Origin of the sequence: Bacillus sp. REN3 (assembly GCF_017912555.1) — a bacterium.
Lineage (GTDB): Bacteria > Bacillota > Bacilli > Bacillales > Cytobacillaceae > Mesobacillus.
The window spans coordinates 157,181-182,031 of sequence record NZ_JAERSD010000006.1 but is presented as its reverse complement, the minus strand read 5'-3'; the positions used below and the strand labels follow the sequence as shown (position 1 = coordinate 182,031).

General features: G+C 41.7%; 23 protein-coding genes and 2 pseudogenes. 11 read left to right on the top strand and 14 right to left on the bottom strand.

Annotated features, from left to right (window positions below; all coding sequences use genetic code 11):
* Positions 1-22 precede the first annotated feature (22 nt).
* Positions 23-1,154 (bottom strand): annotated as a pseudogene (locus JJQ88_RS07900) (alcohol dehydrogenase catalytic domain-containing protein).
* Between the two features lie 142 nt (positions 1,155-1,296).
* Here JJQ88_RS07900 and JJQ88_RS07895 point away from each other — a divergent pair.
* The 3 genes from JJQ88_RS07895 (at position 1,297) to JJQ88_RS07885 (ending at position 4,083) form a co-directional block, all read left to right on the top strand.
* Complete coding sequence (locus JJQ88_RS07895; RefSeq protein WP_210365190.1) at positions 1,297-1,506, top strand: hypothetical protein; 210 nt, start codon at positions 1,297-1,299, stop codon at positions 1,504-1,506.
* A complete protein-coding gene (locus JJQ88_RS07890; protein ID WP_210365189.1) occupies positions 1,503-1,757 on the top strand; it encodes a sigma-G-dependent sporulation-specific acid-soluble spore protein CsgA in 255 nt (84 codons plus the stop codon). Before JJQ88_RS07895 ends, JJQ88_RS07890 begins: the two co-directional genes overlap by 4 nt.
* Before the next feature lie 163 nt (positions 1,758-1,920).
* Positions 1,921-4,083, top strand: coding sequence for an MMPL family transporter (locus JJQ88_RS07885; RefSeq protein ID WP_210365188.1), 2,163 nt, complete (start codon positions 1,921-1,923; stop codon positions 4,081-4,083).
* A 50-nt stretch (positions 4,084-4,133) separates the two neighbouring features.
* Here JJQ88_RS07885 and JJQ88_RS07880 read toward each other — a convergent pair whose 3' ends face one another.
* Together JJQ88_RS07880 and JJQ88_RS07875 are read right to left on the bottom strand one after the other, a co-directional pair.
* Complete coding sequence (locus JJQ88_RS07880) at positions 4,134-4,982, bottom strand: YihY/virulence factor BrkB family protein (RefSeq protein WP_210365215.1); 849 nt, start codon at positions 4,980-4,982, stop codon at positions 4,134-4,136.
* A 215-nt stretch (positions 4,983-5,197) separates the two neighbouring features.
* Positions 5,198-5,962: a TraR/DksA C4-type zinc finger protein gene (locus tag JJQ88_RS07875; RefSeq protein WP_210365187.1), complete on the bottom strand. Its 765-nt coding sequence runs from the start codon at positions 5,960-5,962 to the stop codon at positions 5,198-5,200.
* Positions 5,963-6,123: 161 nt separating this feature from the next.
* On the opposite strand from JJQ88_RS07875, the gene JJQ88_RS07870 reads away from it, so the two are divergent.
* Complete coding sequence (locus tag JJQ88_RS07870) at positions 6,124-6,903, top strand: hypothetical protein (RefSeq protein ID WP_210365186.1); 780 nt, start codon at positions 6,124-6,126, stop codon at positions 6,901-6,903.
* A gap of 48 nt (positions 6,904-6,951) precedes the next feature.
* On the opposite strand, the gene JJQ88_RS07865 is transcribed toward JJQ88_RS07870, so the two are convergent.
* From JJQ88_RS07865 to JJQ88_RS07850, 4 genes and pseudogenes are all read right to left on the bottom strand, one after another.
* Positions 6,952-7,716 carry a 3D domain-containing protein gene (locus JJQ88_RS07865; RefSeq protein ID WP_210365185.1) on the bottom strand — a complete coding sequence of 255 codons (765 nt, stop codon included), beginning with the start codon at positions 7,714-7,716 and terminating at the stop codon, positions 6,952-6,954.
* Positions 7,717-8,107: 391 nt separating this feature from the next.
* On the bottom strand, positions 8,108-10,033 hold the full coding sequence (gene fdhF, locus JJQ88_RS21660) for a formate dehydrogenase subunit alpha (RefSeq protein WP_349237110.1): 1,926 nt from the start codon (positions 10,031-10,033) through the stop codon (positions 8,108-8,110).
* Positions 10,013-10,171, bottom strand: a pseudogene (locus JJQ88_RS21655) (hypothetical protein); the annotation flags it as partial. The pseudogene JJQ88_RS21655 and the gene fdhF, both read right to left, overlap by 21 nt.
* A 161-nt stretch (positions 10,172-10,332) precedes the next feature.
* A complete protein-coding gene (locus JJQ88_RS07850; protein ID WP_210365214.1) occupies positions 10,333-12,429 on the bottom strand; it encodes a PAS domain S-box protein in 2,097 nt (698 codons plus the stop codon).
* 489 nt (positions 12,430-12,918) lie between these two features.
* Between JJQ88_RS07850 and yhfH the strand changes: the two genes are divergently transcribed.
* Both yhfH and JJQ88_RS07840 read left to right on the top strand, forming a co-directional pair.
* Positions 12,919-13,053, top strand: a complete 135-nt coding sequence (yhfH, locus tag JJQ88_RS07845) for a protein YhfH (protein WP_210365182.1) — start codon at positions 12,919-12,921, stop codon at positions 13,051-13,053.
* 1,260 nt (positions 13,054-14,313) lie between these two features.
* The gene (locus JJQ88_RS07840) at positions 14,314-14,478 is read left to right on the top strand and encodes a hypothetical protein (protein WP_210365219.1); all 165 of its coding nucleotides are present in this window, start codon (positions 14,314-14,316) and stop codon (positions 14,476-14,478) included.
* Positions 14,479-14,717: 239 nt separating this feature from the next.
* Here the strand turns inward: JJQ88_RS07840 and JJQ88_RS07835 are convergent, their stop codons facing one another.
* The 3 genes from JJQ88_RS07835 to JJQ88_RS07825 form a co-directional block, all read right to left on the bottom strand.
* Positions 14,718-15,254 (bottom strand): superoxide dismutase family protein, encoded by a 537-nt coding sequence (locus JJQ88_RS07835; RefSeq protein ID WP_210365181.1) that lies wholly within the window; start codon positions 15,252-15,254, stop codon positions 14,718-14,720.
* A 323-nt stretch (positions 15,255-15,577) separates the two neighbouring features.
* Positions 15,578-15,763 carry a YozQ family protein gene (locus tag JJQ88_RS07830; protein WP_210365180.1) on the bottom strand — a complete coding sequence of 62 codons (186 nt, stop codon included), beginning with the start codon at positions 15,761-15,763 and terminating at the stop codon, positions 15,578-15,580.
* A 316-nt stretch (positions 15,764-16,079) separates the two neighbouring features.
* On the bottom strand, positions 16,080-17,249 hold the full coding sequence (locus JJQ88_RS07825; protein WP_210365179.1) for an MFS transporter: 1,170 nt from the start codon (positions 17,247-17,249) through the stop codon (positions 16,080-16,082).
* Positions 17,250-17,550: 301 nt separating this feature from the next.
* On the opposite strand from JJQ88_RS07825, the gene JJQ88_RS07820 reads away from it, so the two are divergent.
* Together JJQ88_RS07820 and JJQ88_RS07815 are read left to right on the top strand one after the other, a co-directional pair.
* Positions 17,551-17,718, top strand: coding sequence for a XapX domain-containing protein (locus JJQ88_RS07820; protein WP_210365178.1), 168 nt, complete (start codon positions 17,551-17,553; stop codon positions 17,716-17,718).
* 439 nt (positions 17,719-18,157) lie between these two features.
* Entirely contained in the window at positions 18,158-18,850 is a 693-nt protein-coding gene (locus JJQ88_RS07815; RefSeq protein ID WP_210365177.1) for a Crp/Fnr family transcriptional regulator, read from the top strand.
* Positions 18,851-19,112: 262 nt separating this feature from the next.
* Here the strand turns inward: JJQ88_RS07815 and JJQ88_RS07810 are convergent, their stop codons facing one another.
* Both JJQ88_RS07810 and JJQ88_RS07805 read right to left on the bottom strand, forming a co-directional pair.
* On the bottom strand, positions 19,113-19,799 hold the full coding sequence (locus tag JJQ88_RS07810) for an LrgB family protein (RefSeq protein WP_210365176.1): 687 nt from the start codon (positions 19,797-19,799) through the stop codon (positions 19,113-19,115).
* A complete protein-coding gene (locus JJQ88_RS07805; protein ID WP_210365175.1) occupies positions 19,780-20,175 on the bottom strand; it encodes a CidA/LrgA family protein in 396 nt (131 codons plus the stop codon). Before JJQ88_RS07805 ends, JJQ88_RS07810 begins: the two co-directional genes overlap by 20 nt.
* 193 nt (positions 20,176-20,368) lie before the next feature.
* Here JJQ88_RS07805 and JJQ88_RS07800 point away from each other — a divergent pair, with 193 nt between their 5' ends.
* A complete protein-coding gene (locus tag JJQ88_RS07800; protein WP_210365174.1) occupies positions 20,369-20,968 on the top strand; it encodes an SCO family protein in 600 nt (199 codons plus the stop codon).
* Between the two features lie 51 nt (positions 20,969-21,019).
* On the opposite strand, the gene JJQ88_RS07795 is transcribed toward JJQ88_RS07800, so the two are convergent.
* The gene (locus JJQ88_RS07795; protein WP_210365173.1) at positions 21,020-21,157 is read right to left on the bottom strand and encodes a hypothetical protein; all 138 of its coding nucleotides are present in this window, start codon (positions 21,155-21,157) and stop codon (positions 21,020-21,022) included.
* A gap of 734 nt (positions 21,158-21,891) precedes the next feature.
* On the opposite strand from JJQ88_RS07795, the gene JJQ88_RS07790 reads away from it, so the two are divergent.
* Positions 21,892-23,511: an ABC-F family ATP-binding cassette domain-containing protein gene (locus JJQ88_RS07790; RefSeq protein ID WP_210365172.1), complete on the top strand. Its 1,620-nt coding sequence runs from the start codon at positions 21,892-21,894 to the stop codon at positions 23,509-23,511.
* Positions 23,512-23,942: 431 nt separating this feature from the next.
* On the opposite strand, the gene JJQ88_RS07785 is transcribed toward JJQ88_RS07790, so the two are convergent.
* On the bottom strand, positions 23,943-24,074 hold the full coding sequence (locus tag JJQ88_RS07785; RefSeq protein WP_210365171.1) for a YuzL family protein: 132 nt from the start codon (positions 24,072-24,074) through the stop codon (positions 23,943-23,945).
* Between the two features lie 89 nt (positions 24,075-24,163).
* Between JJQ88_RS07785 and JJQ88_RS07780 the strand changes: the two genes are divergently transcribed.
* Entirely contained in the window at positions 24,164-24,424 is a 261-nt protein-coding gene (locus JJQ88_RS07780) for a YkuS family protein (protein WP_210365170.1), read from the top strand.
* The last annotated feature ends 427 nt before the right edge of the window (positions 24,425-24,851 follow it).

The following is a 24,851-nucleotide window of genomic DNA, read 5'->3' as shown; positions in this document are numbered from 1 at the left end:
AAACCTGCCTTCTCCATAAATATTATGGCTTTAATACAACCTTGATGCAGTTATTTTTTCGATCGGTAAAGAGATCGTAACCATTTGCTGCTTCCCTAAGTGGCAATCGATGGGTGATAATATCATATCGGTTGGATCGAATTGACCGTTGGCGATCATATCGAACAATTTCGGCATATAATGGACAACTGGCGCCTGTCCCATTTTCAACGTGATATTTCGCTCAAAAAAGCGTCCGAGTGGGAACATGTTATATCTCATCCCGTATACTCCGGTAATTTGGACGGTCCCGAACTTCCTTGCTGCTGTGTGGGCAATTTCCAGAGCAGACAAGGTGCCACCTTAGATCTTCAGCTTTTGCTCTACTTTTACAATCGCCGACTTCCTGCCATCCATACCAACACAATCAATGACAACATCCGCCCCGCCTTTGGTCAGCTCCTGCAAATATTCCCCGGCATCATCATCCTGGGTGAAACCCAGGATTTCCACGTTGTTCGTTTTTTTTCGCATGCAAGAGCCTATAATCCAGATGGTCGACGGCAATAACCCGTTTTGCCCCTTTCTTCCAAGCGAACTTTTGTGTCATCAGGCCCGCACCCGAGCACGATAACCGTATCTCCTTGTTTCACAACTGCATGTTCAACGCTCCAGTATGCAGTCGGGATAACGTCCGAGAGGAATAATAATGAATCACCCTCAAGCTCGCAGGATTCTAGTATCACAAAGGAAATCGAATCGGCAAATGGACCTTTCAATAGCTCCGCCTGTCCGCCCGGATGGTTTCCGTATTGTTCTGTATAACCAAACAAACCGCCGGTATCTTTGTAATTATTTGAGTTATCACATTGGCTTTCCATATGATTCTGACAAAAGAAGCATTCGCCGCATGATACATTGAACGAGATGACAACCTTGTCTCCCTTCTTGACCTTTGTTACCTCTGGTCCAGTTTCTTCGACATCCCCCATTGGTTCATGTCCTATAATGTAACCTGGCCTGAGCGGCATGTTCCCTTGGTACAAATGCAAATCAGAACCACAGATTGCCGTAGAGGTAGCCTTGATAATCATATCCTGAGGGTGTGTTATTTTGGGAACTTCAACCTCTTTTACCTGGACCTCCTTTGTCCCTTGGTACGTTACTGCCTTCATTTCAAACCACCTCATTTCTATATAATGTCCCCTTTAAGTTCCCTGTGTCTTCCAGGAAGAAACATATTCAGGGCATTTCAAGGAATATCACCATGCATAATCATCCCTGCGGATCAGCAAATTATATACAGGAGGTGTAAAAATGCAGCCGAATAAACCAGGAAGTAATGAAATCCCTGACTTCAAGGAATTGAACGACAGAATCATAGCGGAAACCCCCTCAACTCCGCAAGTGGTCATTAAAACAAATTTAGACCCTGATGATTCAACAAAAGACAATCCGTATTATCAGAATGAAAAGTTGGCGGATAAAGAGAATTTCAAAAGTTTCTTCGAGGAGAAAGAGCATTGAAGGATCCAACACTTAATTATTTGCAAGAGATATTATCGAATTATACTGATCTCTATCCGTTAAGCAAAAGAATCTATGAGATCATTGAAAAAGGAGATTATTGGTCAGAAGGGGATTTCGTCAAGGACCTTTCCCAGGAAGAAATCGAATTTTTGAACAAGATTCTCCCAGAGGCGATTCAGTATGCCAATGCTGAACTGGACTATAAACGGGCCCGCCAGCTCAATGAAGTGTATGAATTGCTCTATTGAACAGTTTAGGAAGGGGTTGCCCCCTTCCTGGCTGCAATTTACCCACTGAAACATTTGTAAGAGACCCTTTTCTTTCCCCTGATTCTTCAAACAATATCCATAACAATCCAGAAAGGATTATTATATAATTATGGTGTTCGTTATTTTAATTTTGGGGGATACTATGGACAAGCTTGGGAGCTTTATATTCAAATACAGAAAGACTGTCATTTTTCTCTGGATTGGAATCATTTTGTTCTTTGGATTTTTCGCCTTGAAACTGCCTTCCGTGCTGAGCGGAAACGGTTTCGAATACGATGGTGAATACAAGGAGACGAAAAAACTGCTTGAAAATGACTTTGGTGAGTATGAGTCGTCCGTTATTGTTTTGTTTGAAAAAGATCGAGAAGTATCCAATGAGGAATGGATTGCCTTCATCAAAAATACCTTTAATGAAGCTGCTTCAATTCCGGCAGTCGATGACAGCGTTTCTCCATTCGACCAGAAAAATATGCTCAAGGAAGATAAAGCATATGCTCTATTATTCTTTGATCGGGAACCATCAGAAATGGGGGGGATAATCCGTGATCTGCGTGATACCCTTCATGATGCAGAAGGACTGAAGGTGGCGATCACGGGAGAACCGGTGATTGTCAAAGACTTGAACCAAGCTAGCCAGGAAGACCTTGCAAAGGCAGAAATGATTGGTTTGCCTATTGCCCTGATTGTCCTGATCCTTGCATTCGGTAGTCTTGTTGCTGCTGGCTTACCACTTCTAGTCGGTGTTTTTTCGATTTTGACGACAATGGGGGCAGTATACTTTTTCAGCCACTGGTTTGATCTGACGATATTCATCCTGAACATCGTGCCGATGATTGGCCTTGCGTTAAGCATTGATTTTGCCCTCTTGATCATTAATAGATTTAAGGAAGAATTCGAGAAACATTCAGTAAAGGACGCACTTGTAATCACGGTTTCCACAGCAGGAAGATCAATTATTTTTTCTGCCATGTGCGTGTTTATCGGCCTCCTTGGCTTGATGTTCATCCAAATTGAGATTTTCCAGAACGTCGCACTTGGGGGGATGACAGTCGTCCTGGTCGCCGCATTATCTGCAGTGACACTCCTTCCAGCAATCCTTGGATTGTTAGGAAAAAAAATCCATTCATGGAGTATCTTCCGGGTTAAGACCGAAAAACCGGGGGTCTGGAGCGCTTTTGCCCACTTCGTAATGAAGCGGCCGGTCATAATGGCACTGCTGGCTCTAGGATTGCTGGTCACCGGTTTGATTCCAGCGAAGGACATGGAATTGACAGTGCCGGGAGTCGATGCGCTTCCTGCGGCCTACGAATCACGTATAGCCTATGACAAATTCCAAGATGAATTTATTCCCGGGAACAAAAGCAGCGACCACGAAGTCAAAGTTGTTTTAGAGGTAGAAGGCGAAGCATTTACTGAGAAAAATTTAGAAAGCCTGCATGCTGCCTTAAAGGAATTTGAGGAAGACAAGGATACAGAAGCAATCGACTCAATCTTCACTGTTACTGGGATTGATGATTCCCGCCAATTGATCCAGGCTGCCACTATGGAAAACAGTCCAATAAAGCCTGCCATCAAGCGGTATTTTTCTGATAATAAAATGATGGCAAGTATTTATCTTAAGGAAAGTTTGTCTTCATCCAGCATGCAGGATTGGGTAAGGGAATGGTCGGATAAAGATTTAGGGTTAAAAGTCCTGTACGGGGGAACACCTAAATTCGAACAGGAAATTTTTGATGAAATATCAAAGAAAGCCCCAATGGGGCTGGCTCTTATCCTTATCTCCACTTTCTTGATCCTGATGCTCGCATTCAGGTCCTTGCTTATACCTTTAAAAGCGATCATCATGAATATCCTCAGCTTGAGTGCCACTTTTGGAGTGGTTGTATGGATTTTCCAGGAAGGGCATCTTGGAATGGAGCCGTCAAGCATCGCTCTTATTCTTCCAGTCTTTGTTTTCAGCCTGGTTTTTGGACTCTCGATGGATTATGAAGTGTTCCTCATTTCCCGGATCCACGAAGAATATTTACGGACAAAGAACAATCATCTTGCCACATTGACCGGCCTGATTTCGACAAGCAAAATCATTTCTTCTGCTGCAGCGATTATGATTGTCGTCACAGGAGCCTTTGCCTTCACTGGCGTGACACCTGTCAAGCAGATGGGAGTCGGCATCGCTCTTGCCATTTTCATTGATGCAACCATCATCAGGATGGTACTTGTTCCATCCTTGATGAAACTGCTGGGGGATTGGAACTGGTGGTTTTTTGGCCATAAGGACGCAAACAGTAAAAAACTAGGCGGTTGACAAGCAAAAAAAACAGCAGTTCAATAGTGACTGCTGTTTTTTTTGGATCCTTATCGAGCTGAAACCGAACGATCATTCACAATGGCCTCTCTGCCCGATTTTTCATTATGATAAATAGCGTTGATTTCGCCGCCGAGCACTAAGGCCAGTCCTGTCAGGAATAGCCATAGCATAAGGATAATCACTCCTCCCAGACTGCCGTATGTGGCTGAATAATTGCCGAAATTGCTGACATAAAAAGAAAACCCGAGTGAAATCAGCTGCCAGACAATTGTCGCGAAAATCGCTCCTGGAATGACATGCTTAAAAGGATAATGCTTGTTGGGAGCCAAACGGTATAAAGCAGCGAGAACCGCTGTCATGACGACAAAGGCAACGATCCAGCGCACTACCCGGAATATGATATCATATGGAGCAGGAATTGGAACGATTGTGTTGACCATTTCCAAAAGAACTTTTCCAAATACGGGAAGTAGAAGAGCCACAGCAAATGCAAAGATCAGGCCGATTGTAAGGAGGATCGATATCAGCCTAGCCTTGATGAAAGACCTAGTCTCTCTGACGTCGAACGCAATATTCATTGCTTTCATGAAAGCATTGATTCCATTGGAGGCAGACCATAAAGTGCCAATAATTCCAAAAGTCAATAATCCTCCATTCCGTTCACTTACTAGTTTGACAACATTATCCTTTAACAATTCGGCTGATTCCGAGGGCAGCAATGTATTGACGACATTAATGGCCTTTTCGGGATCGATATTCAAGTAGGGTACAATGGCGATAATCAGTATCAGAAGCGGGAACAAGGCAAGCATGTAATAATATGCCTGTTGGGCAGCAAGGCCTGTTGCACTATCTTTTTTAATCTCGCTGATAAGCCTTTTTCCATAATGCATCATTTTTTCCTTCACTAATGCTTCACCTCTCGTTGACTTCGAATATGGTTGTCTTTTCCCGGAAAGGTGAAGTTTTAATCTCTTCTTATGAAAAATGGCTTTGATTAAACAGTTACTATTTCTCTCCATGTAAAACGCCAACAAAGGACTTTCGGGCATTGAGCATTCCTACAAACCTAACGGATACCCTTTCCTATTCATTCCTTAAAAGCAATTATTCACTGGTCCCTTTTTTCCATATCAGTATAAGGTTCTTTTTCATACGGTGACAAGTCTCCAAAAGCTGTCATGATTCCCTCTTCGTCAAGACTTTCCTCATACTGCTCATGCTGTTTTGTGGGATATACTGTGATTTCTTTTCCTGTTATATCTGTCCCTACGTAATTCTCAAAGTCCTCTACGTAACCAACATTTTCATCAGATTCAGCATAGATGTCCTGGTATTGATCATCTGGGAACGCTAAATCGGATGGTGTTTCCGAAGTCCCCCACCGAGCGACTTCCTGCCAGGAATCTTCAGCATCATAGGCTACATTTTCATCCTTACCATCTAGATCGAACTTGCCGAACGGAGGCATGAGCACCCCTTCCTCAATCGGACGATTATGGGAAACCGTCCTGTCCGGTGTATGGTCGATGCAATAGACTGTTTCCGGCAAGGCCACCAATCTTTCAAAAGGGATCTCCTTTCCGCAAATTTCGCATTTTCCGTAGGTTCCATTTTGGATCGCCCTAAGGGCCCTGTGTATATTAAGGATTTGATATTCTAAATGGTCACTCAGTGCAATATCCTTTTCCCTTTCGTAAAGCTCGGTTCCCTCATCACCTGGATGATTATCATAGCTTGAAAGTTCTCCAACTGATTCATGTAAATGGCCACGGTCAAGATTAAAATGGTCATTTCGGCCGAGCTGGCCCTGCAACTCTCTTTCAGCAGCAATAAGCTGATTCTTAATAGAGGAAAGCTGTTTATCTGTAAGCATTTCAGCTTCTCCTTTCTAAAATGAAGTTTCACTTATCCTTCCACAAATGTTTCTTTTTCATAATAGGAAATTAGTGTTAGCACGTTGACTTAGAATGTACCCATTTTTTCTTGCTTTTCATAAGCTGTAAGAGGCGGACATCTTAGAAAGGGGTTAGGTTTATGCCTTTGTTTGTAAATAATCAAGTTTCACCAAAAGTATTCAGTAATGACACCAAGCTGGATGCAGGAAACAATCAGGCGAATTTTCAACTGAATTACCTGAAGGAAATCCTTGCGCAACAGCAGGAAAACGCTGATAAATTAAGACAAAATCTTTTTGCCTTTGGACAATCGCTGGCAGAAAGCAAAAACCAGCATTTGAATAACTATTCATCTATCGCTGGCTCTCTGGCAAAACAGGGCGATTCAACAGAGCGGCTGAACAGAAGGTTTTCGGAATTTAGTGATTCTGCATTAAGGATTGAACATAAATTGCTTAAACTTGAAGAAAAGCAAGTGGATTTATCTCAATCGATGTTGGCTGGGGATTTGACCAGTCAGGCAATCCTTGATCAGCTTGCCTTCCAACAGACAATGATCACGGATTTGAATCGCAAGCTGCTTGAATATGAGGATGTCACCCAGGCATTGGACCAGCAAACAAAAAAACAAGAGGAAGTCCATGCATTACTCCTGGAGCAATTCGATCTCCAAGGTATTTTTCACAAGACCACCATGGAAAGGCTATCGAATCTTGAAAAGGTGAATGAAAAATTAATCGTCGAGCTTTGTGACATCAAATCGTTTATTTCGCAAAAGGGAAAATTGATTTTCGAAAAGTTTCAAGATTTGCAAGCGAGTCTTTCGCAATTTCTGTCGTTCTTCCTTATTCCAAATTTTAGTAAACCAAAGAAAATAATGCACAAGGAGTTTGAAACCTCACCTGAAAGGAAAAATTAAAAAAGCATTGGCAAAAATGCCAATGCTTTTGGATACTATTTCAGCGGGTTATTCGATAATGGTTACATTTACTTGTTTTCTTCCCCAATTCACTGCATCTTGCTGGTCAGGGATGAAAACATCGATTCGGTTGCCTTTGATAGCGCCGCCAGTATCTTCAGCTGTTGCGTAGCCATAACCTTCAACATAAACCTTGGATCCTAGTGGGATCACTGAAGGATCCACAGCAATCACCTTTGCATCCGGATTCGCATTCAAATCAACACCAGTGCTTGTGACTCCTGAGCAACCCTCACAATCCGCTGTATACGCAGTCGCTTCAACAGTTATTTGTTTTGAAGTTGCTTCTTGTTTTGGCGCTTCTGTTTGAGAAACAGGTGCAGGCTGTTGTGGTGCGGAAACAGTTTTAGCCGCCGGCTGAGCTGCAGCAGCAGGCTTAGCCTTCATTTCAGCAGGCATATCTGTATAAATTGCCAGCCTTAATCCAGGATGGATTAAGTCAGAAGACAGCTTATTCCAATCTTTTAATGCATCTACAGAAACTCCGTAGATTTGAGCAATATTCCAGAGTGTGTCCCCTTCTCTTACATGAACATATTTAACAGGGGATACTTCAAGGCGGTCATTCACACGGATGACATCGCTTGAAAGGTTATTCCATTTTTTCAGTGATTCTACGGATACGTCGTATTTTTCGGAGAGATTCCAAAGTGTATCTCCTTTATGTACGACGATTTCCTCTGCCTGTGCTTGCGTACCGACAGCTCCAGAAATTGCCGCAGCAGCAACCAATGATAATAATGATTTTTTCATTTGTTTGCCTCCCATCGGCTATTTTTTCTCACGGTGATAATCGTAACATATATTTCTCTCAGAAAAAGAACAACGACATTTAAATTCAGTTACGAGAATAACAGAATTATAACGGGAAGATGTCTAATAGACTGAATATTCTAATTATATCAATATAATTTTCCATAAATTTCTTAAATCGAGGTTTTATTTCAATTTTCTTTCATAAAAATACTTTTTAAGCCATAATAGTCAACCGAATCCAGCCATCCTTACCTGCCAAGAAATTTAAAAAAATATAAATCTGAGATATAAAAGGACCAAAAGTAAGTGCCTAAGAATAATAAATAAACTCCTTCTTGGACAAAAAAGCCCATGTTTCCTTATTTGGAAACATGGGCTTTCCGTAAATTCAATTACTTACAGATTGAACTTTGACCGCACAGGCTTTAAATTCTGCTGTGCCGGAAATCGGATCATATTCGTTCAATGTCAGTACATTTGTCGGCACTTCGGACCAATGAAAGCTCATGAACACCAGACCAGGAACAACTTGACTCGTCACCTTTGCTCTGACTGTCAATTCCCCTCTTCTTGAACTCACTCTCACCATTTCCCCGTTTTCTATGCCGAGTTTTCCAGCATCTTCAGGATGGATATCCAAAGTCTCTTCCGTTTGCTTAATTTTCACACCCGGTGCATAATGCCGCGTCTGGGTATGTGTATTGTATGACTCGTATCTCCTGCCGGTTGTCAATGTGAAAGGAAATTCTTCATCAGGCATTTCCAATGGCGGAGTATAGCCAACCGGAACAAAAGCTGAGCGTTCTCCATCAGCCTGTGACTGATGGAAACGTTCGTGAAGGACCATCGTTCCGGGGTGTGATTCATCCGGACAAGGATAATGAATTCCATATTCCTGATCCAGACGTTTATATGAGATGCCGCCATACATTTCCCAGGCAAGCTTCCTAACCTCATTCCATATCTCTTCACTCGATGTGTACGACATTGGATAGCCGAGCCTTCCAGATAATTCACAGAGGATTTCCCAGTCCTCTCTGACATCCGGATGGGAAGCAACAGCTTTACGTACACGTTGAATTCTCCTATCAGTATTGGTATAGGTGCCGTCGACTTCCCCCCAGGATTTTGCTGGCAGCACAACATCTGCCAATTCCGCTGTATCTGTCATGAAGATATCCTGCACAATCAAGAGGTCAAGCTGTTCCAGTATCCTTTTCGTGTGGTTCATATGGACATCCGCTAACAGCGGATTCTCACCAATCACATACAAGGCTTTTATTTCACCCAACTCAATTTTATCGAAGGTCCTTGTTTGGGTGTCTCCGACTTTGGAGCTGATTTTCACTTTCCATTCCTCTTCATAACGCCTTCGATAATTGTCATCCAACACGCTGACAGCGCCAGTAAGCTGATTCGGGAGACATCCCATATCACCGGCTCCCTGTACGTTATTTTGTCCTCTGAGCGGCATGATTCCTGACCCTGGCTTCCCGATGTGACCGGTCAGCAATGCTAGATTGGCAATATCAAACACATTATTTACTCCGCAATGATGTTCTGTAATTCCCAGCGTATAGGCAATCATTGAACGCTTTGAATTTGCATACAGCCTTGCTGTCTCTACAATTTCTTCTGCTGGGACACCTGTAATGGCCGCAGAATACTCAGGAGTATATAAATCTACCTTTTCGAGTAACGTGTCGAACTCTATCGTATTCCTCTCTATGAAACTACGGTCGTACCAGCCTTCCGTTATGATAATCCTGATCATCGCATTGATCAGTGCGATATCAGATCCGACGTTGATTTGCAAATGCTTTTCGGCCGACTTGACCATATCGATTTTCCTTGGGTCGACCACGATGACTCTCAATCCTGCTTTTACTGCCTTTTTGATTCTGTTCCCAATGATTGGATGGGCTTCCGTTGTATTGGACCCCATCAGTAATAACACTTCGGCCTCATCGATATCATCCAGCCGGTTTGTAGGGAATCCACTGCCAAATACAGTCGCCAGACCGGCGACGCTTGGAGCGTGTCACGTTCGGTTACAGCCATCAATATTGTTGTTTCCAATGGCGGCTCTCATGAACTTTTGTGTAATGTAGTTAGATTCATTTGTAGTCCTGGCACATGCGAACATCGAAATCGACTCTGCGCCAAAATCCTTTTTAATAGATGAAAGTCTGTTTGCAATAAAATTCAGGGCCTCATCCCATGAAACTTTCACGAGCTCCCCAGCTTTTCTTATCATTGGAGATGTCAGCCGTTCGGGTGCATGAACATATTCGTATGCAAAAGCTCCCTTCACGCATGTCTGCCCTTTATTGACTGGCGCCTCCTTGTCTCCACGGATTTTGACGATTTTGTTGTTCTCCACCTCTAAAACCAAGCCGCACCCTGTCCCGCAATACCCACAGACTGTCTTTACCTGGCTGGTTGTTGCCATTCCAACCCCTCCTCGCATTTTCCCTTATTAAAAACTTTCTTACTATCCATATTAATCTAAAAATGCACTCTATTGTTGGTTGGAATGAGGATTTCTTTGTCATATTACCAACTTTTTTTTCGACAAAAAACAAGGCGGTATCTTCCGCCTTGTTTTTATCCTTATGCAATTTTTGCAGGGAACATGATTTTAAAAGTGGTGCCTTTATTTTGTTCACTTTCAATATAAACCTTGCCATTATGACTTTCGATAATCTTGAAGCTGACCATAAGGCCAAGGCCATTGCCATTTTTCTTCGTTGTGTAAAATGGTTCACCGATTTTCTTCAACGTTTCCGGAGGAATCCCGACGCCGGTATCCTGGATTGATATCATCACACTTTCATCCTGGATATCAATTTTAACGGTTAAATCGCCGCCATCAGGCATTGCTTCAATCCCATTCTTTATAAAGTTGAGAAAAACCTGCTTGAGGCGATTTTCGTCACACTCAATCTGGATGATCTCATTCCTGGAGTCGAAATTAAGGCTTACATTTCGTTTTCTAGCCTCGAACTTCAGCATTGAAACAACATTTTTGACAATTGGAATGATATTTTTCTCCTCGAGTTCGACTGCCTTCGGCTTTGCTAAGACCATGAATTCTTCAACGATATTGTTGACACGGTCGATTTCATCAAGGATGATGTCAATAAACTCTTTGCGTTGTGGATCCGCTTCATCTAGTTGCAAGAATTCGGCATATCCCTTCATCGATGTCAACGGGTTCCTTATTTCATGTGCAACACCTGCAGCAAGCTGGCCAACTGCCGCAAGCTTATCCTGGCGGTGCAGCATCTCTTCGGATCTTTTCTTTTCAGTGATATCATTGCGGATTGCTAAATATTGATAAGGTCTTCCGTCTTCATCCACGAAAGGTACGATAGTGGTGTCCACCCAATAAAACGCTCCGTCCTTCGCTCTATTGCGGATTTCACCCTTCCACACATTACCTGAGCCAATCGTTTTCCAAAGGTTTTTAAAAAACTCCTTTGAATGCAGGCCGGAATTCAGAATCCGATGATCCTGGCCAATCAATTCCTCCCTGCTAAATTTTGAAATTTCACAGAACTTGTCATTGACCTGTTTAATAATTCCCTTTTCATCTGTAAAAGCAACAATCGAGGACTGGTCCAAAGCAAAATTGATATCACTCACTTCTTTAAGAGAATCCTTCAAGCTGGCTTCAGCCTGTTTCCTCTGCGTGATATCGAAACGAATGGATACATATTGGTATGGTCTGCCCTTGCTATTCAGGAAAGGAACAATGGTCGTATCGACCCAATAATAGGATCCATCCTTTGCTTTATTTCGAATCTCTCCCTTCCATACTTTTCCTGACCCTATCTTTCTCCACATATCTTTAAAAAATTCCTTGGAATGATAGCCAGAATTCAGGATGGAGTGATTTTCGCCTAACAGCTCGGCTTCACTATACTTTGAGATCTCGACAAATTTATCATTTACAAAGGTGATGTTCCCTTTTGGATCAGTGATGGCAACGATTGTTGATACATTGAGAGCTTCTGTTATATCTTTCAGGTTTGTATCTGAAACAGCCAGCCGCTTGCTTATCAAGGCACTTGAACCAATCAATCCGGCAAGAATAAGCACAGACATGAAGACAATCAGATAACTGATTAACGATTCGGGTATCCCGGTATTTCCCAACCCTCCTGTACTGAAGTCCATGACCGCGGCTTTAGTGAGCAAAAAATGACCTTCAATGATTGCCGCAGCAATGATAAAAGAGCTGATTGGCTTAATCCATCCGTGATTACCTTGAGAATAGATTCTAGAAAGAAATAGCATCCAGAAGGAAAAGAAAAAAGACCCATACACTAGCGCAAGAGCAATGATCAAGATAATCGGCTGATATCTGAATTCAAAGTTCATAGAATATAAGCCAAGAATATGGACAAACAAAACGGCCAGCGTCATGAACATACTGCCAGCAAATAAATTCGCCTTGTTTACCATCTTCCCTGTCAGAGAATAAAACGCTAATGCTGTAAAAGAAATTCCCAACAGGATGGATAACAATGTCACTGGAATTTGATAAGAAGCTGACCGGCTGATTGTCATCGCAAGCATTCCGAAGAAATTCATGACCCAGATTCCAAGCCCTAGAGAAAAAGCTCCTCCAAGGAAAAGAAACCGTTTGTTCCTGTCCGATGATTTAATCAATGTGAATAAATCCAGCGCTGTATAGGATGACATAATTGTTAATAATATAGCGACAAGCAATAAGATGGGATTGTACGCTAATTCAGGTTCCAAAGTTCATCATTCCCTAAAATAATATATTCATTATGATTGTAAGGGAAACTAACTTAGAATTAAAGCTTTTACTGTTAAATTTGTAATAATTTTGTCACTTTTATATATTGACAATTCAAATAATTAATTTGAAATCCGATTTACTTAATTACTAAGCTCCTTTTAGGCACGCTCTAGCCCCGATCGTTCCAGTTTTGACTTTCCCGTAGCCCGTTTGGGAACTTTCTTTCCGTTTTCCAAACCCTGGATTACCCTTTTAAAATTGATACTATTATTTTGCTCACTTCCTGAACGGGCTTTAAATATAGGAAATTAGTCTGATTTTTGTTTTTTTTCAAAAAAGTCTACACAAATGATGATTTACGGTTTATACTGTACTATAACAGAATATATAAAATATAAATTGTATTATAAAAGGAGGAACTAGTAATGATTAAGAGTCCGGTTGAGTTTTTTCGTAATCTGCCCAAGAAGGTGTGCCCAGAATGCGGGGAGAGAATACATGAACAAGCAGAGTCATACATGATGGAATGCGATCGCTGCTTATCAAAAAAGGAAGAATAAAGGTAAACAGGAAAAGGCGCCACAGTCGGCGCCTTTTCCTGTTTCATCATGCTGATTTCAGGCAACAATTTTGAGTTTTTGTCAGCAATTCATTTTTAAAAAGTGGCAATGCTAAATTTGATTGATGCTTTCCACTCCAGTCACTTCGACGGAAAGGTTGACCTAATGCAGACTTTGCCGCAGGGTGCGGTGGTTTTAGTCGGCCGCTTTCCGCGGGCGTGCCCGGGATCCTCCTCGGCGTTTTGCGCCTCCGGGCTCTCGCTGGACACTGAATGGGCTTCCTCGAGTTTGCCCACGAAGGAAATGCGTACGCATTTTCGAGGAGTCTGCGTGCCTTCCGCTCCAAACAAAGGTATTAAAAATCAATACTGGTCTTTAACATAGCCCAAAAAAATAAAAAGCTTCAAATGAAGCTTTTTATTAACATCTTAGGAGACCCAACCAGCATCAGCTCAAAACAATGATACTATTGAGTTGTCATCTTCCCTTTTACTATAGCCGATGTGTGTTTGTTCCGCATAAGGAAGTTCATAAGTGGTTGCACTGATTTCATGAAAATCCTTGACAAACACATTTTTCGGTATAATCACCGAGAGACTCATTATTCCCTCTCGCTATTGCAAATCACTTTTCTCTGGCACTTTCCATTTCCCTTTCATGATCTTTGACCATTGATCACTTTATACCATCCTTCAGACGCTATACAGATAGTTTGACAGGATCATATGTTTTACTGAATTTCCGGACATATTTTTAAAAATTGTCCAACCATCTTCTCCAAACATCCCATCCAAAAAATCAAGCTGTTCGATGGCATATCCTTTTGGTTGAAAACTTCTTTTCAGCGTATAAGTTCATAGGCTGAATTTCTGTTTTCTTCCTTCTGAGAAGAAGTGGAAAGTTCAGTTGAACTTGACCTGCAAACATCTTACAAAGCTTGAAGTAGATTGAACAAAACTGTGTTCAATCAAGTGACCAGGGAATATTTCCCATGCCCTTAAGGTAAAGCGCTTACATTTAGCTGTAAAGGAATAAACCCTTTCTTCGTTCTCTACGGAACGAACACAATTGGTTGAGCCTCCTAAGATGTCAATTTATTCTTTTTACACTTTTATTATACCACCAGTCTCTTTTTATAAAACCAATACTATGTTACAAAATAGTGTCTTTTTAAGATTCATTAAATTCTTCGGTGATCCTTTTATTTGCATAATTCGTGTAACAAAAAGAGAAATTAGTATTATCAGGAGGTGACTACCATTGACCCAAAAAGATAGGAATACAACCTTTGATGAGAAAGGCTTGAACCGCCGACCAAATCAAAGCAATATTCCCGGCGGTTCGGTTGATGAACACAGAAAGATGGAAAACGGGAATATTCTATTGACAGGTAAAGAAATAAAACAGCAAAACGAGAACTTATAACAATACGACTTGAAATTGATGTTTGGGATAGCTGGATAGCTCATCGTAAATGATCTGTAGAATGGCCTGGACCCGCTATCTCATTATAGAAAGGAAATTTTCCAGGAGCCTACGGACAGTTGACTGTAGTGTTTAAATGATAAACTACCTGTAATTGAGAGATAGAAAACTGTTCTAAGATAGGAATGACACAAAAGCCAATAAAGAGTCTTTTGTCCGTATACCTTTTGAAAAGATTCTCAAGGTGTTTGAGTGTACCCTTTAATTTTCCCGCATGCTAGTCTTAAACCAGCATCACCTGCTGGCTGGGATTGGTAATCATCGGGATTTTGATGAATGATAACCGTCTTTCCTATTACGTCTTCTGCTGTGAACCTGTTTGTAAAAAAGCTCATTCTTGCATAACCGGAATTGGAAAAAAGAACAGGGAAATCCCCGGCATGGTTTCCATGTGGCTGCTGATCAGGATTCCAATGGCCTCCTGCTCCTTTGAAAGGATCGGTGATCTTTCCAACATCACAGCTGCCTTTTTCATGTATATGGAAGGCATGTGGACCAATTGGTTTCATACCTTCCCTTCCTTGTTTAAATTGCGGCAACCCGTATATCTCGGCAAAAACCTCCGTTCCATTTGGTACTTCGAGGAATACCACCATCCCCGTTATTTGCGGAGCAAGCGGACCTCCTTTCACTTTGGCGTATGCAGCCCTTCTATTTCTTGTAAACATGGAATGCTGCTGTGAAGGATAGTATTGATGGACGTAGGGAACCTGCATTGTTCTACCTCCCTGATTGTTTTTCACAGCTTATGCCACTTCTTATGCAAAGGTTCTTATGTTAAAGAATCCCATATTGTTTGGATTAATAGTTATGGGGTAAAAGAGTACCGCAAGCCAATACCATTGAGGAGGTTTTGTGGATGAAAGTCTTATCAGCGTCTTCAAAGCTTGTCATTGGCTATGCGTTAGAAGGAGGATTTGTCTATCTAAAGAAAGGCACCCTTACCCCCAGCAAAGTAAAAAAACACAGAAAGCTTTAAATCGGCAAATCCTCTTTTATTTTTAACTGAAAAAGGCATACTGATCAGTATGCCTTTTTCTTATGAATTCGATCCCTTTTTCTCAGTACCCGCATCCTGCTCAATTATTCCTGAGGTATAACTGCCACTGACTTGTTCATGTGTTTCGGCCAAGCCTTTTGAATGCTGTGACTCCCGATTGTAATCCGAAAATTGTTGGGTGATTCCGGCCAATTCCGTGTTTTCTTTCCTGCTCCTTCGCTTCATCCCATATTGACCCTTTCATATCTTTATTTTTTGGTAGCATACCAATGATACATACATGAATTTGGCTTCTCTAGAATTTCGCAACATCAGCATATATATCCTCTCCATCTTTCTGTCCGCGGGTACCATTTTGATAACTGATCCGGCTGGTGTCTCACTTGTACCGCTTATCCCAAAAAGCAATTGGCCAGAAGCAGCGAAACATACAGTTTGGAAGATATGTGAGTGTATATTGCATGAACCCAGAACTAACAGTGACATGACTGAATTCTTTCCAAAAAAAACACCCCCTTTTCCAATGGATAGGGGGTAATTATCATACCTCATTGAAGGTCTGTTTTTTATGGTCCTTCAACAGCCATAATGTCAGGAATACTCCAATAAGTGACATAATTCCAAAGAACAAATAAACAAAATAAATGCTTCGTTCTTCAAAGAGGATTCCGCCTAAAAATGTGAAAAACCAGTTTCCAAGACCATTCCCAATAGCCGAATAGATGGTTACAGCTGTTGCCGTCAGCTGAGCCGGCGTGATCTCCCTTATATATTGAAGACCCGCGGGTATAAATAAACCGAGGGAAAATCCCTGGATGACTGCTGATCCATAGACCAGCGCGAGAGGAGGCTCAGTGAAGTAAAAGATCCACCTGACAAGGGAAATGGCCGAAGCCAGGATTGCGACTTGCAACAGGCCAATCTTAGAAATCCATGCTCCCGCTAACCTCATAAATGGGATTTCAGACAAGACAGCAATCAGAAAAGCAATGCCGATTCCTGTATAAGTGCCTCCCCGGTCCTCAATAAATAAACTGAAGTAGAAATTATTCGCAAGGTTGGGACCAAATATCAAGAATGTAACCGCAAGAAAAACAAGAAACCTTTTCATACCGAACAATTCTCTCAATCCGCCCAATAACTTTCCAGGCTCCCCTGCATGTTCCCGAGGCATCTTGGATGAAAAAAACGCTGCAATGACAAGCGTGATAAAGAATGCATAGAAAATCACTTGAGTATTATATTCCGACAATTTCCCCATCAGAAAAACTGCAAGTCCAAAACCAAGTGAACCAAATAAACGGACATTCCCATAATTGACACCAGCGATAGATGTGTATTTTAAAGAAATGCTGTCTGATAAAGGAATGATTGCGCTCTGAAAAACAGCAAGAATAGTAGCGATGAAGGCAAAGGCAAGAAATCCTTCAAAAAATAAATAGCCAAGAGCTGTTATCCCGGTTATTAATGTAGTCAAAGTCAGGAGCCGGTTGTGCATGTTCTTCATATCAGCAATCATGCCCCAGATTGGCTGGAAGAAAATCATGACAACTGGTCCCGCTGAAAGGATAATCCCGATTTCATAGCCATTCAGCTTTTCTACTTCACTTAAATAGACGCTCAATAACGGAAAAAGGCTCCCTATCCCGAAAAAAACAAACAGATAAAAGCCTTGCATCGTGTAAATATCTCTTTTGATACGTTTTTCCATACCATCCTCCGGCTTAATAAGTAGTAGAGTTACATTTTAACACTATTTTTGAATAGGGATGAACTTTTTCTTTTTTCCTTGCTAAATAGTCACCGGATTTGTGCCGGCGCAGCGTAAAGTCGATACTGTGGCAGCCTGCCCTAATCCCGATACACATTTTGGAACCGATAACCAATTATTCAATATTTGTAAAGGGGTTTTCTTTTCTTTCGCGCCCGTGTTAAAATGTTCATGGTTTACCAATGAGAGTTTTTTCCCCTGTATAATAACTCAAGTGCACGATAAGAGGCGGTGATTTTCATTGAAAGAGTTGGCTCTAAGTTTACTGGCTGGAATCATAGTAGGCGTCGTCTTTAAATTCATGAAGCTTCCTCTGCCGGCGCCACCTGTACTTGCTGGAGTCCTCGGCATTGTTGGAGTCTATTTAGGCGGTCTTGCCGGAGATTGGATCATGAATTATTTTAAATGAAAACGATGTTGAAAGTTGATTGTTGATTGTCCCCTCCCGCTCCAGGTACTTCGTTTTCCTCTGGCCTGCTTGGGAACCTCCTTGGTGCTCTGTGCCTAGGGACTATCCTCTCCCCCTCACTCTCCGCCGGGAGTCTCCCACTTCGGCTCCAAACCAGCAAGCCATCACAAATCAATCCTGCTCTTTACCATAGTATTAATGAAAAATCCCGCGGGAATCCGCGGGATTTTTCATATTTATTAGCTATTACAATGTTTCTTTCAGGTTTTGCGATTCTCCGATATCCACCAATCAATACCGTTATTTGGAAATACCACCCTCTTCCTTTTATCCAAGGATTCTTATAATGAATCCTAAAATGTTCACATTTTCTCTATTGACCTGTTGAAAATATTTCCTTTAAATAAGGGTAACACAGGAAGTCAAAAGGCGGGATGACATGGCCAATCAACAGAGTCTGACACACGAGATCAGTGAGCTCATGAAAGCTTCCGATAAAATCATCAAGTCCAAGAAAGGGACTTACCTGTTCCGGGAAGGACAGGAAGCGAAGGAGATGTACATCATCCTTTCAGGAAAAGTCCAAATTTCAAAAATGAACGCTGAAGGCAAAGAACTAAATTTGCGGTTGTGTAAAGAATACGACATAGTTGGAGAATTGACACTTTTCACTGTTGGCCCGCGTTACCTTTTTAACGCAAAAGTTGTCGAGGGCGGGGAAGTGGCCGCCATAAATATTGAGAATCTGGAACAGACGTTGTTCAATAATAGCGAGCTTGCCTATCAGTTTTTGAAATGGATGAACAATCATATCCGGAGAACAATAACAAAATTCCGGGATCTCGTGCTCCATGGAAAAAAGGGAGCCCTGTATTCTACACTGATACGGCTGAGCAACAGCTACGGAGTTTTAAAGGAAGATGGAACGCATATCAATGTTACCCTCACGAATCAAGAGCTTGCCAATTATTGCGGGACGGCTCGGGAAAGTGTCAGCAGGATGATCGGTGAATTGCGTGATAGAGGAATCATTTCAATCGACAGGAAGAGGATCATTATCCATGACCTTGACTATTTAAAGAGAGAAATCGCCTGCGAAAATTGTCCAGTTGAATTCTGTAACATTGATTAGTGCTATTTTCGTATACTATATTGGGATTAATTCCACTCTTGGTGCTCGCTTCCCCAAGGTGTGAGTTAAGGCCCCTCAGAGCAAAAGCTCCTGTGGGATTTCAACTTTCCCGCTTATTTCGCTGGAGTACACTCCGTTCCAATCAAATTTTTCGAATCAATTGTTTCTCTTAAATTGATTCTGAAAACATACATCATTTAAAATGCCTTGATTAAAAAGGAAGCCGTGAAAAATTCACGGCTTCCTTATTTGCAGATGTTCATTACCATTTCAACAGAAAAGGAAGGACAACAGGGATGACTAGTGATGTTATCACTGCAGCTAGCCCCATCGCCGCCCCTGAGACTGCTCCCTGCAGCTCCCCTTCCCTCGCCGCTTCTGCTGTCCCGATTCCATGGGCTATCGTCCCTATTGCAAGCCCCCGCGGAAAAGGGTTCGAGATGTTCAACAAATCCATCAACCATGGGCCAAGCATTGCGCCGCACATACCTGTGATCATGACGAATGCTGCAACTAGCAGAGAGTCCGCCCCTATTATCGAAGACACTTCAGAAGCTACCGGTATCGTAATTGATTTGACTGTCAGGGACACAAGGATTGTATTGGATAAATGCATGATTTTTGCAAGTACAACCGCTGATATGATAGTGGACATTGTCCCTGCCAACAGCCCGGCAAGTGCGGGAAAGAAATTGTTAGCGATTATTTTTCTTTGCCGGTAAAGCGGGACTGCCAGTGCAACTGTCGCCGGTCCAAGGAAGTAGGTCATGAAAGCCCTTGCAGGCTCATATTGCTTATACGGAATTTCCAGAAGCAAAAGGATGGAAATGACAATGACAGTACTTAAAAAGACTGGTGAAGTCAATGGCGAAGGGTACTTCGTAGAAGCCTTCCTGGATAGAAGATACGCTGCTACCGTTAGCAGGATACTAAAAATCGTTATAAGCATTTCCAGCACCAGTCTCCTTTCGTTTGGCAAGACCCTGTGCAGCAAACCCGGAAATCGCCATCCCAATGACGGCACTAATGATCAGGATTGCTGCCAGCTGGATTCCATTCTTTGCAAGCAAGCTTCCAATCGTCATCAAACCGACTGAAATCGACACAAAAAAGAAAGATAAATGTTTAACGAGGAAATCCGACGCATCCTCAATCCATTCCAACTTGATCACTTTGGTCCATAGCAACAAGAAAAGAATGAGCAGGCCGACGACATTCCCCGGAACGGGAAGACCAAGGTATTCAACAATAAAAAACCCGAATTTATTAATTGCAATTAACCCGGCTATTTGAAATATGATTTTAATAATTCTTAAAAATGACAATTAAGATTCCCTTCTTTTTAAAGAGTTTATCTTTTAATTATAATCATCCTGCAAGCTATTGCAAGAATGTTCACTCAATTCCGCTATCCAAATCCGCCCCTTTCAGTATAGGCAAGAACATTATTATCGTTCACACAATGTCCATATGATTTTTATCATAAATTTAATATCTTATAAAGGGGGAGGTTTATGTATGAGAAAAATCTATTTGATTAGTGCAATCATAGTATTGGTAGGGATTGCTTCTGGTATCTCCTATTTCCTGGTACGTGACGCAACTGCTAAAATACCGGATGATATTACCTTGATGACAATGGACGAAAAAAATTATACCTTTGGCAAAGAAAACAAGTCAATCAAGCTTGTAGAATTCATCTATACTCATTGTCCTGATATCTGTCCGACCACGACACAAAAAATGAATTTGCTTAGAAAAGACTTGGTGGAACAGGGTGTATTCGGAGATAAGGTTCAGTTTGTCACCGTGACGATCGATCCCTACCGTGATACTCCGGAAATTTTAAGGGGTTATATGGATACGTTCGGGATTGAAAACGACGGAAACTGGATCCTGCTGACAGGGGATCCTGCAAATATTATGGAAGAACAGAAAAAAATCAAAAAAGTTGCAGATACATTCAAGTTCCAATATAGAGATCCCGGGAATGGTTTCTATGTTCACAGTACCTTCACCTACCTTGTGGATGAAAACAATAAATTCATCAAGAAGTTTCCTATGGGCGAAGAATTCGATAAAGAAAAAGTATTCAACTCTATCATGGATGAATTGTGAACTGCCATTGGGCAAACGAAAAAAGCGGTGAGACTCACCGCTTTTGCTATTTTAGTGTGAATTTACTGTGGTGGGATGTTTCTCTGTTTTTTGCAGGGAGAAAAATTCTGATTTTGGCTTAGTGAAGCTGACTTTAATCCCTGATTCCTTTAGGCGGTTAACAAAATCAACCATCTGCTTTTTAGCCATTTCAAAAACTCCTTTAATCCTTCTTTGTCTTCTTTCATTTTACATGAAAATTATGAAAAAAGTGTGAAAACGAGCAAAAAAATTGACAAAGATTTTATGATTATAATTGAAAGTAGAAACTTCTCATATTGGTCCGACTCTCAACTTTTCCCTATCTTCTTCCTAAAAAAACTATTTTCTCACTTTCTTTCTTATCTAGATTCGCTATATGAATGTTGAATGTCTATTTCCGCTCCGGCCACTTCGCTTTTCCGCTGGTATGTCTGATACCTGCCCATCTCCTGATTTCCCTGCCGCGCATTCCATCTGGACATCGAATGGACATCCGCGAAATTACCTGCGCACATAGGAAAATGCGTTAGTATTTTCGAGGTATCAACTTTCCACCAACTCATTCAACAGTTTATCAAAAACACCAATGGACCAATAGCAACTTAGAAGTTAAAGTCGAATCTTGAACATCATGTTGTATTATTGATCAGTCTTTATTGAAAGTTTTTCCGCAGCCTGCTTCCACTACAGATACTCAAGGTTCTTCATCACCTATTTGCGAACACGCGTTCTTATTATAACATAGGAGGACAGTTTAGGCGATTGGCAAAAGCCATTCATTCTTCCACCCTAACTATGTCTTATAAGGGAGTGTTCTATCAGAAAGGATGAAAACAATTCGCTACCTTCTGCTAAACATGATATAATCTTTTGGATTATATAAATGGAGGCTGCTAAATAGAATGATTACAGTTCAAAACGTAGGCTTGAGATATGGTGACCGAAAGCTTTTTGAAGATGTCAATATTAAATTCACACATGGGAATTGCTATGGCCTGATTGGAGCAAACGGAGCTGGAAAGTCAACGTTCCTAAAAATCCTTTCAGGAGAAATAGAGCCCCAAGCTGGCAGCGTTTCATTGACACCAGGAGAACGTCTGGCTGTATTGAAACAAAACCACTTTGAATATGAAGATGTAGAAGTTCTAAAAGTTGTGATTATGGGCCATTCCCGCTTATACGAAGTGATGGAGGAAAAGGATGCCATATACATGAAGGCAGACTTCACGGATGAAGATGGGATGAAGGCAGCAGAGCTGGAAGCTGAATTTGCCGAGCTGAATGGATGGGAAGCAGAATCCGAAGCAGCCATCCTTCTGAAAGGCCTGGGAATCGGGGAAGAGCTTCATCTTAAAAAGATGGCAGACATCAGCGGCGCAGAAAAAGTAAAAGTCCTTTTGGCGCAGGCACTTTTTGGAAAGCCTGATGTCCTCTTACTAGATGAACCGACCAACCATCTTGATATTAAGGCCATCCGATGGCTTGAAGAATTCCTGATCAATTTTGAAAATACCGTTATCGTAGTATCTCACGACCGCCACTTCCTGAATAAGGTCTGCACTCATATTGCCGACCTTGATTTTGGCAAAATCCAGCTTTATGTCGGAAATTACGATTTTTGGTATGAATCAAGCCAGCTTGCATTAAAGATGCAGCAAGACACGAACCGAAAGAAAGAGGAAAAAATTAAAGAACTGCAGAACTTCATTGCTCGGTTCAGTGCCAATGCTTCCAAGTCAAAGCAGGCTACTTCACGGAAAAAGCTGCTTGAGAAAATCCAGTTAGAGGACATCAAGCCATCATCGCGGAAATACCCTTATGTCGGCTTCACCCCTTCCCGTGAGATTGGGAATGATCTATTGACGGTCGATGGTATCTCGAAAACTATCGAAGGCGAAAAAATTCTTGATCAAGTAAGCTTCATCATGAATAAAGGTGACAAAATCGCCCTTATAGGGAAAAATGAACTTGCCATCACTACTTTGTTCAAAATATTGATGAGTGAAATCGAGCCGGACAGCGGAACTTTCAAATGGGGAGTCACGACATCCCAGGCATATTTCCCGAAGGACAACTCCTCATTTTTCGAAGGATGTGACTTATCACTGGTAGACTGGCTGCGTCAATTCTCGCCAGAAGATGACAGCGAAAGCTTCCTCCGCGGCTTTCTCGGAAGAATGCTGTTTTCAGGCGAAGAGGTTCTTAAGAAAGCAAACGTCCTATCCGGAGGGGAAAAGGTGCGCTGTATGCTTTCAATAATGATGCTTTCAGGAGCAAATGTGCTGCTCCTTGACGAACCGACGAACCACCTTGACCTCGAATCGATCACCGCGCTGAATAATGGAATGATCAACTTCAAGGGATCACTGATTTTTGCATCACATGACCATCAATTCGTACAGACTGTTGCAAACAGAATCATCGAAATCACTCCTGCTGGGATCGTAGACAAACAGATGTCTTATGATGAATATCTCGAAGACCAGGAACTTCAACAACAAATTGCAGAAATGTACGCTTGATTCATTATAAAAGCAACCAACTCTGTATCCTCCTAAAATCTTCTGGTTTGAGGAGGATACATGAATGAAAAAAGCCGGACTTACTCCACCTTTTGGAGTGTGTCCGGCTTTTTCTTTGTTCACAGTTCCCTTTTCCTTTCACATGGCTGATTAGATCTTTGAGTGCATATCATCCATGCCAGTGTGTTGATCGCTTCAGGATTTCTTCTTGAAATTCTTCCTTCCCTATTCCCCGCCTATAGTGTTTAGCTGACTTAATGGATAATGATTATGATTTATGCATGCGAATGGGGCATAGTTTTTTTCTGGTCACACTAAAGCAAGTCCTTGTCCTTTCGTAAACAAGGGAAAGTTGAAAATGCCATCAATCCAGGAGCCTAAATCACATGTTTTTCTAGATCCAAGTATATAGCGACTTATCCCCAAATACGTTAATGTTTCTTTTGTTTTTTACGGGACGAAGAAGCTTCCCTGTTTCCAGTCTCGTTTATTGTCGTCCCCTGCCCTTCTGTACTTGAAGAGTTCAATCCAATTTTTGAAGGGTCTTCTTTTCTTTTCGTCATGTCTGCACCCCCTTAAGCTGATGTTTTTATCATTACCAGCCAGACGAATAATTTATTCATTCCCTGGATAACTTAATGGGAGTAAGGAGGTGTGCTTGATGGCAAGAATTGGTGTTGAACAATCTTTGACAAATGTATCAGAAGCTTTGAGGGAACAAGGACATGAAGTAGTGGAACTCCGTCAGGAATCCGATGCACAAGGCTGCGATTATTGTGTTGTCAGTGGGATTGATTCGAATGTTATGGGAATGCATGATGTAGCGATTGCAGGCTCAGTAATTGAAGCAAGCGGCCTGTCTGCTGAAGAAGTCTGCAGGCAAATCGACCAGAAAACAGGCCAGGGCCAATAGATAAACTGAAAACTGCCAGCTGGCAGTTTTTATTTTTGGCTGTTTGCTAAAAGATTGTTGTTTTCCATACAATTTTAAGAGAAACAAATATTTCAAGAAGATTGATTGAAACGAGGTCCAGCGGGATCAGCAGGATTGAGACTCCACAGGCGCTTTTTCGCCGAGGTATGCTCAACTCACTCCCTGCGGAAAGCGAGAAACCTGGGACGGAAATCAATCACTCATTAAAGATCAACAAAGTTTACGAAAACAGCCTAATTTTTTTATTTTCCCCTTGATACACTCCTCCATCCATGCGATATTCACCAACTTGTGATATTTTTGAAGGTAGCATGCCCGATAATCTTATATAATCATTTATATCATTTGATTATGTTAAAAAAGGGGAGCTTTTTCGGAAATCCCCGATTTGATTGTATGTTATTTG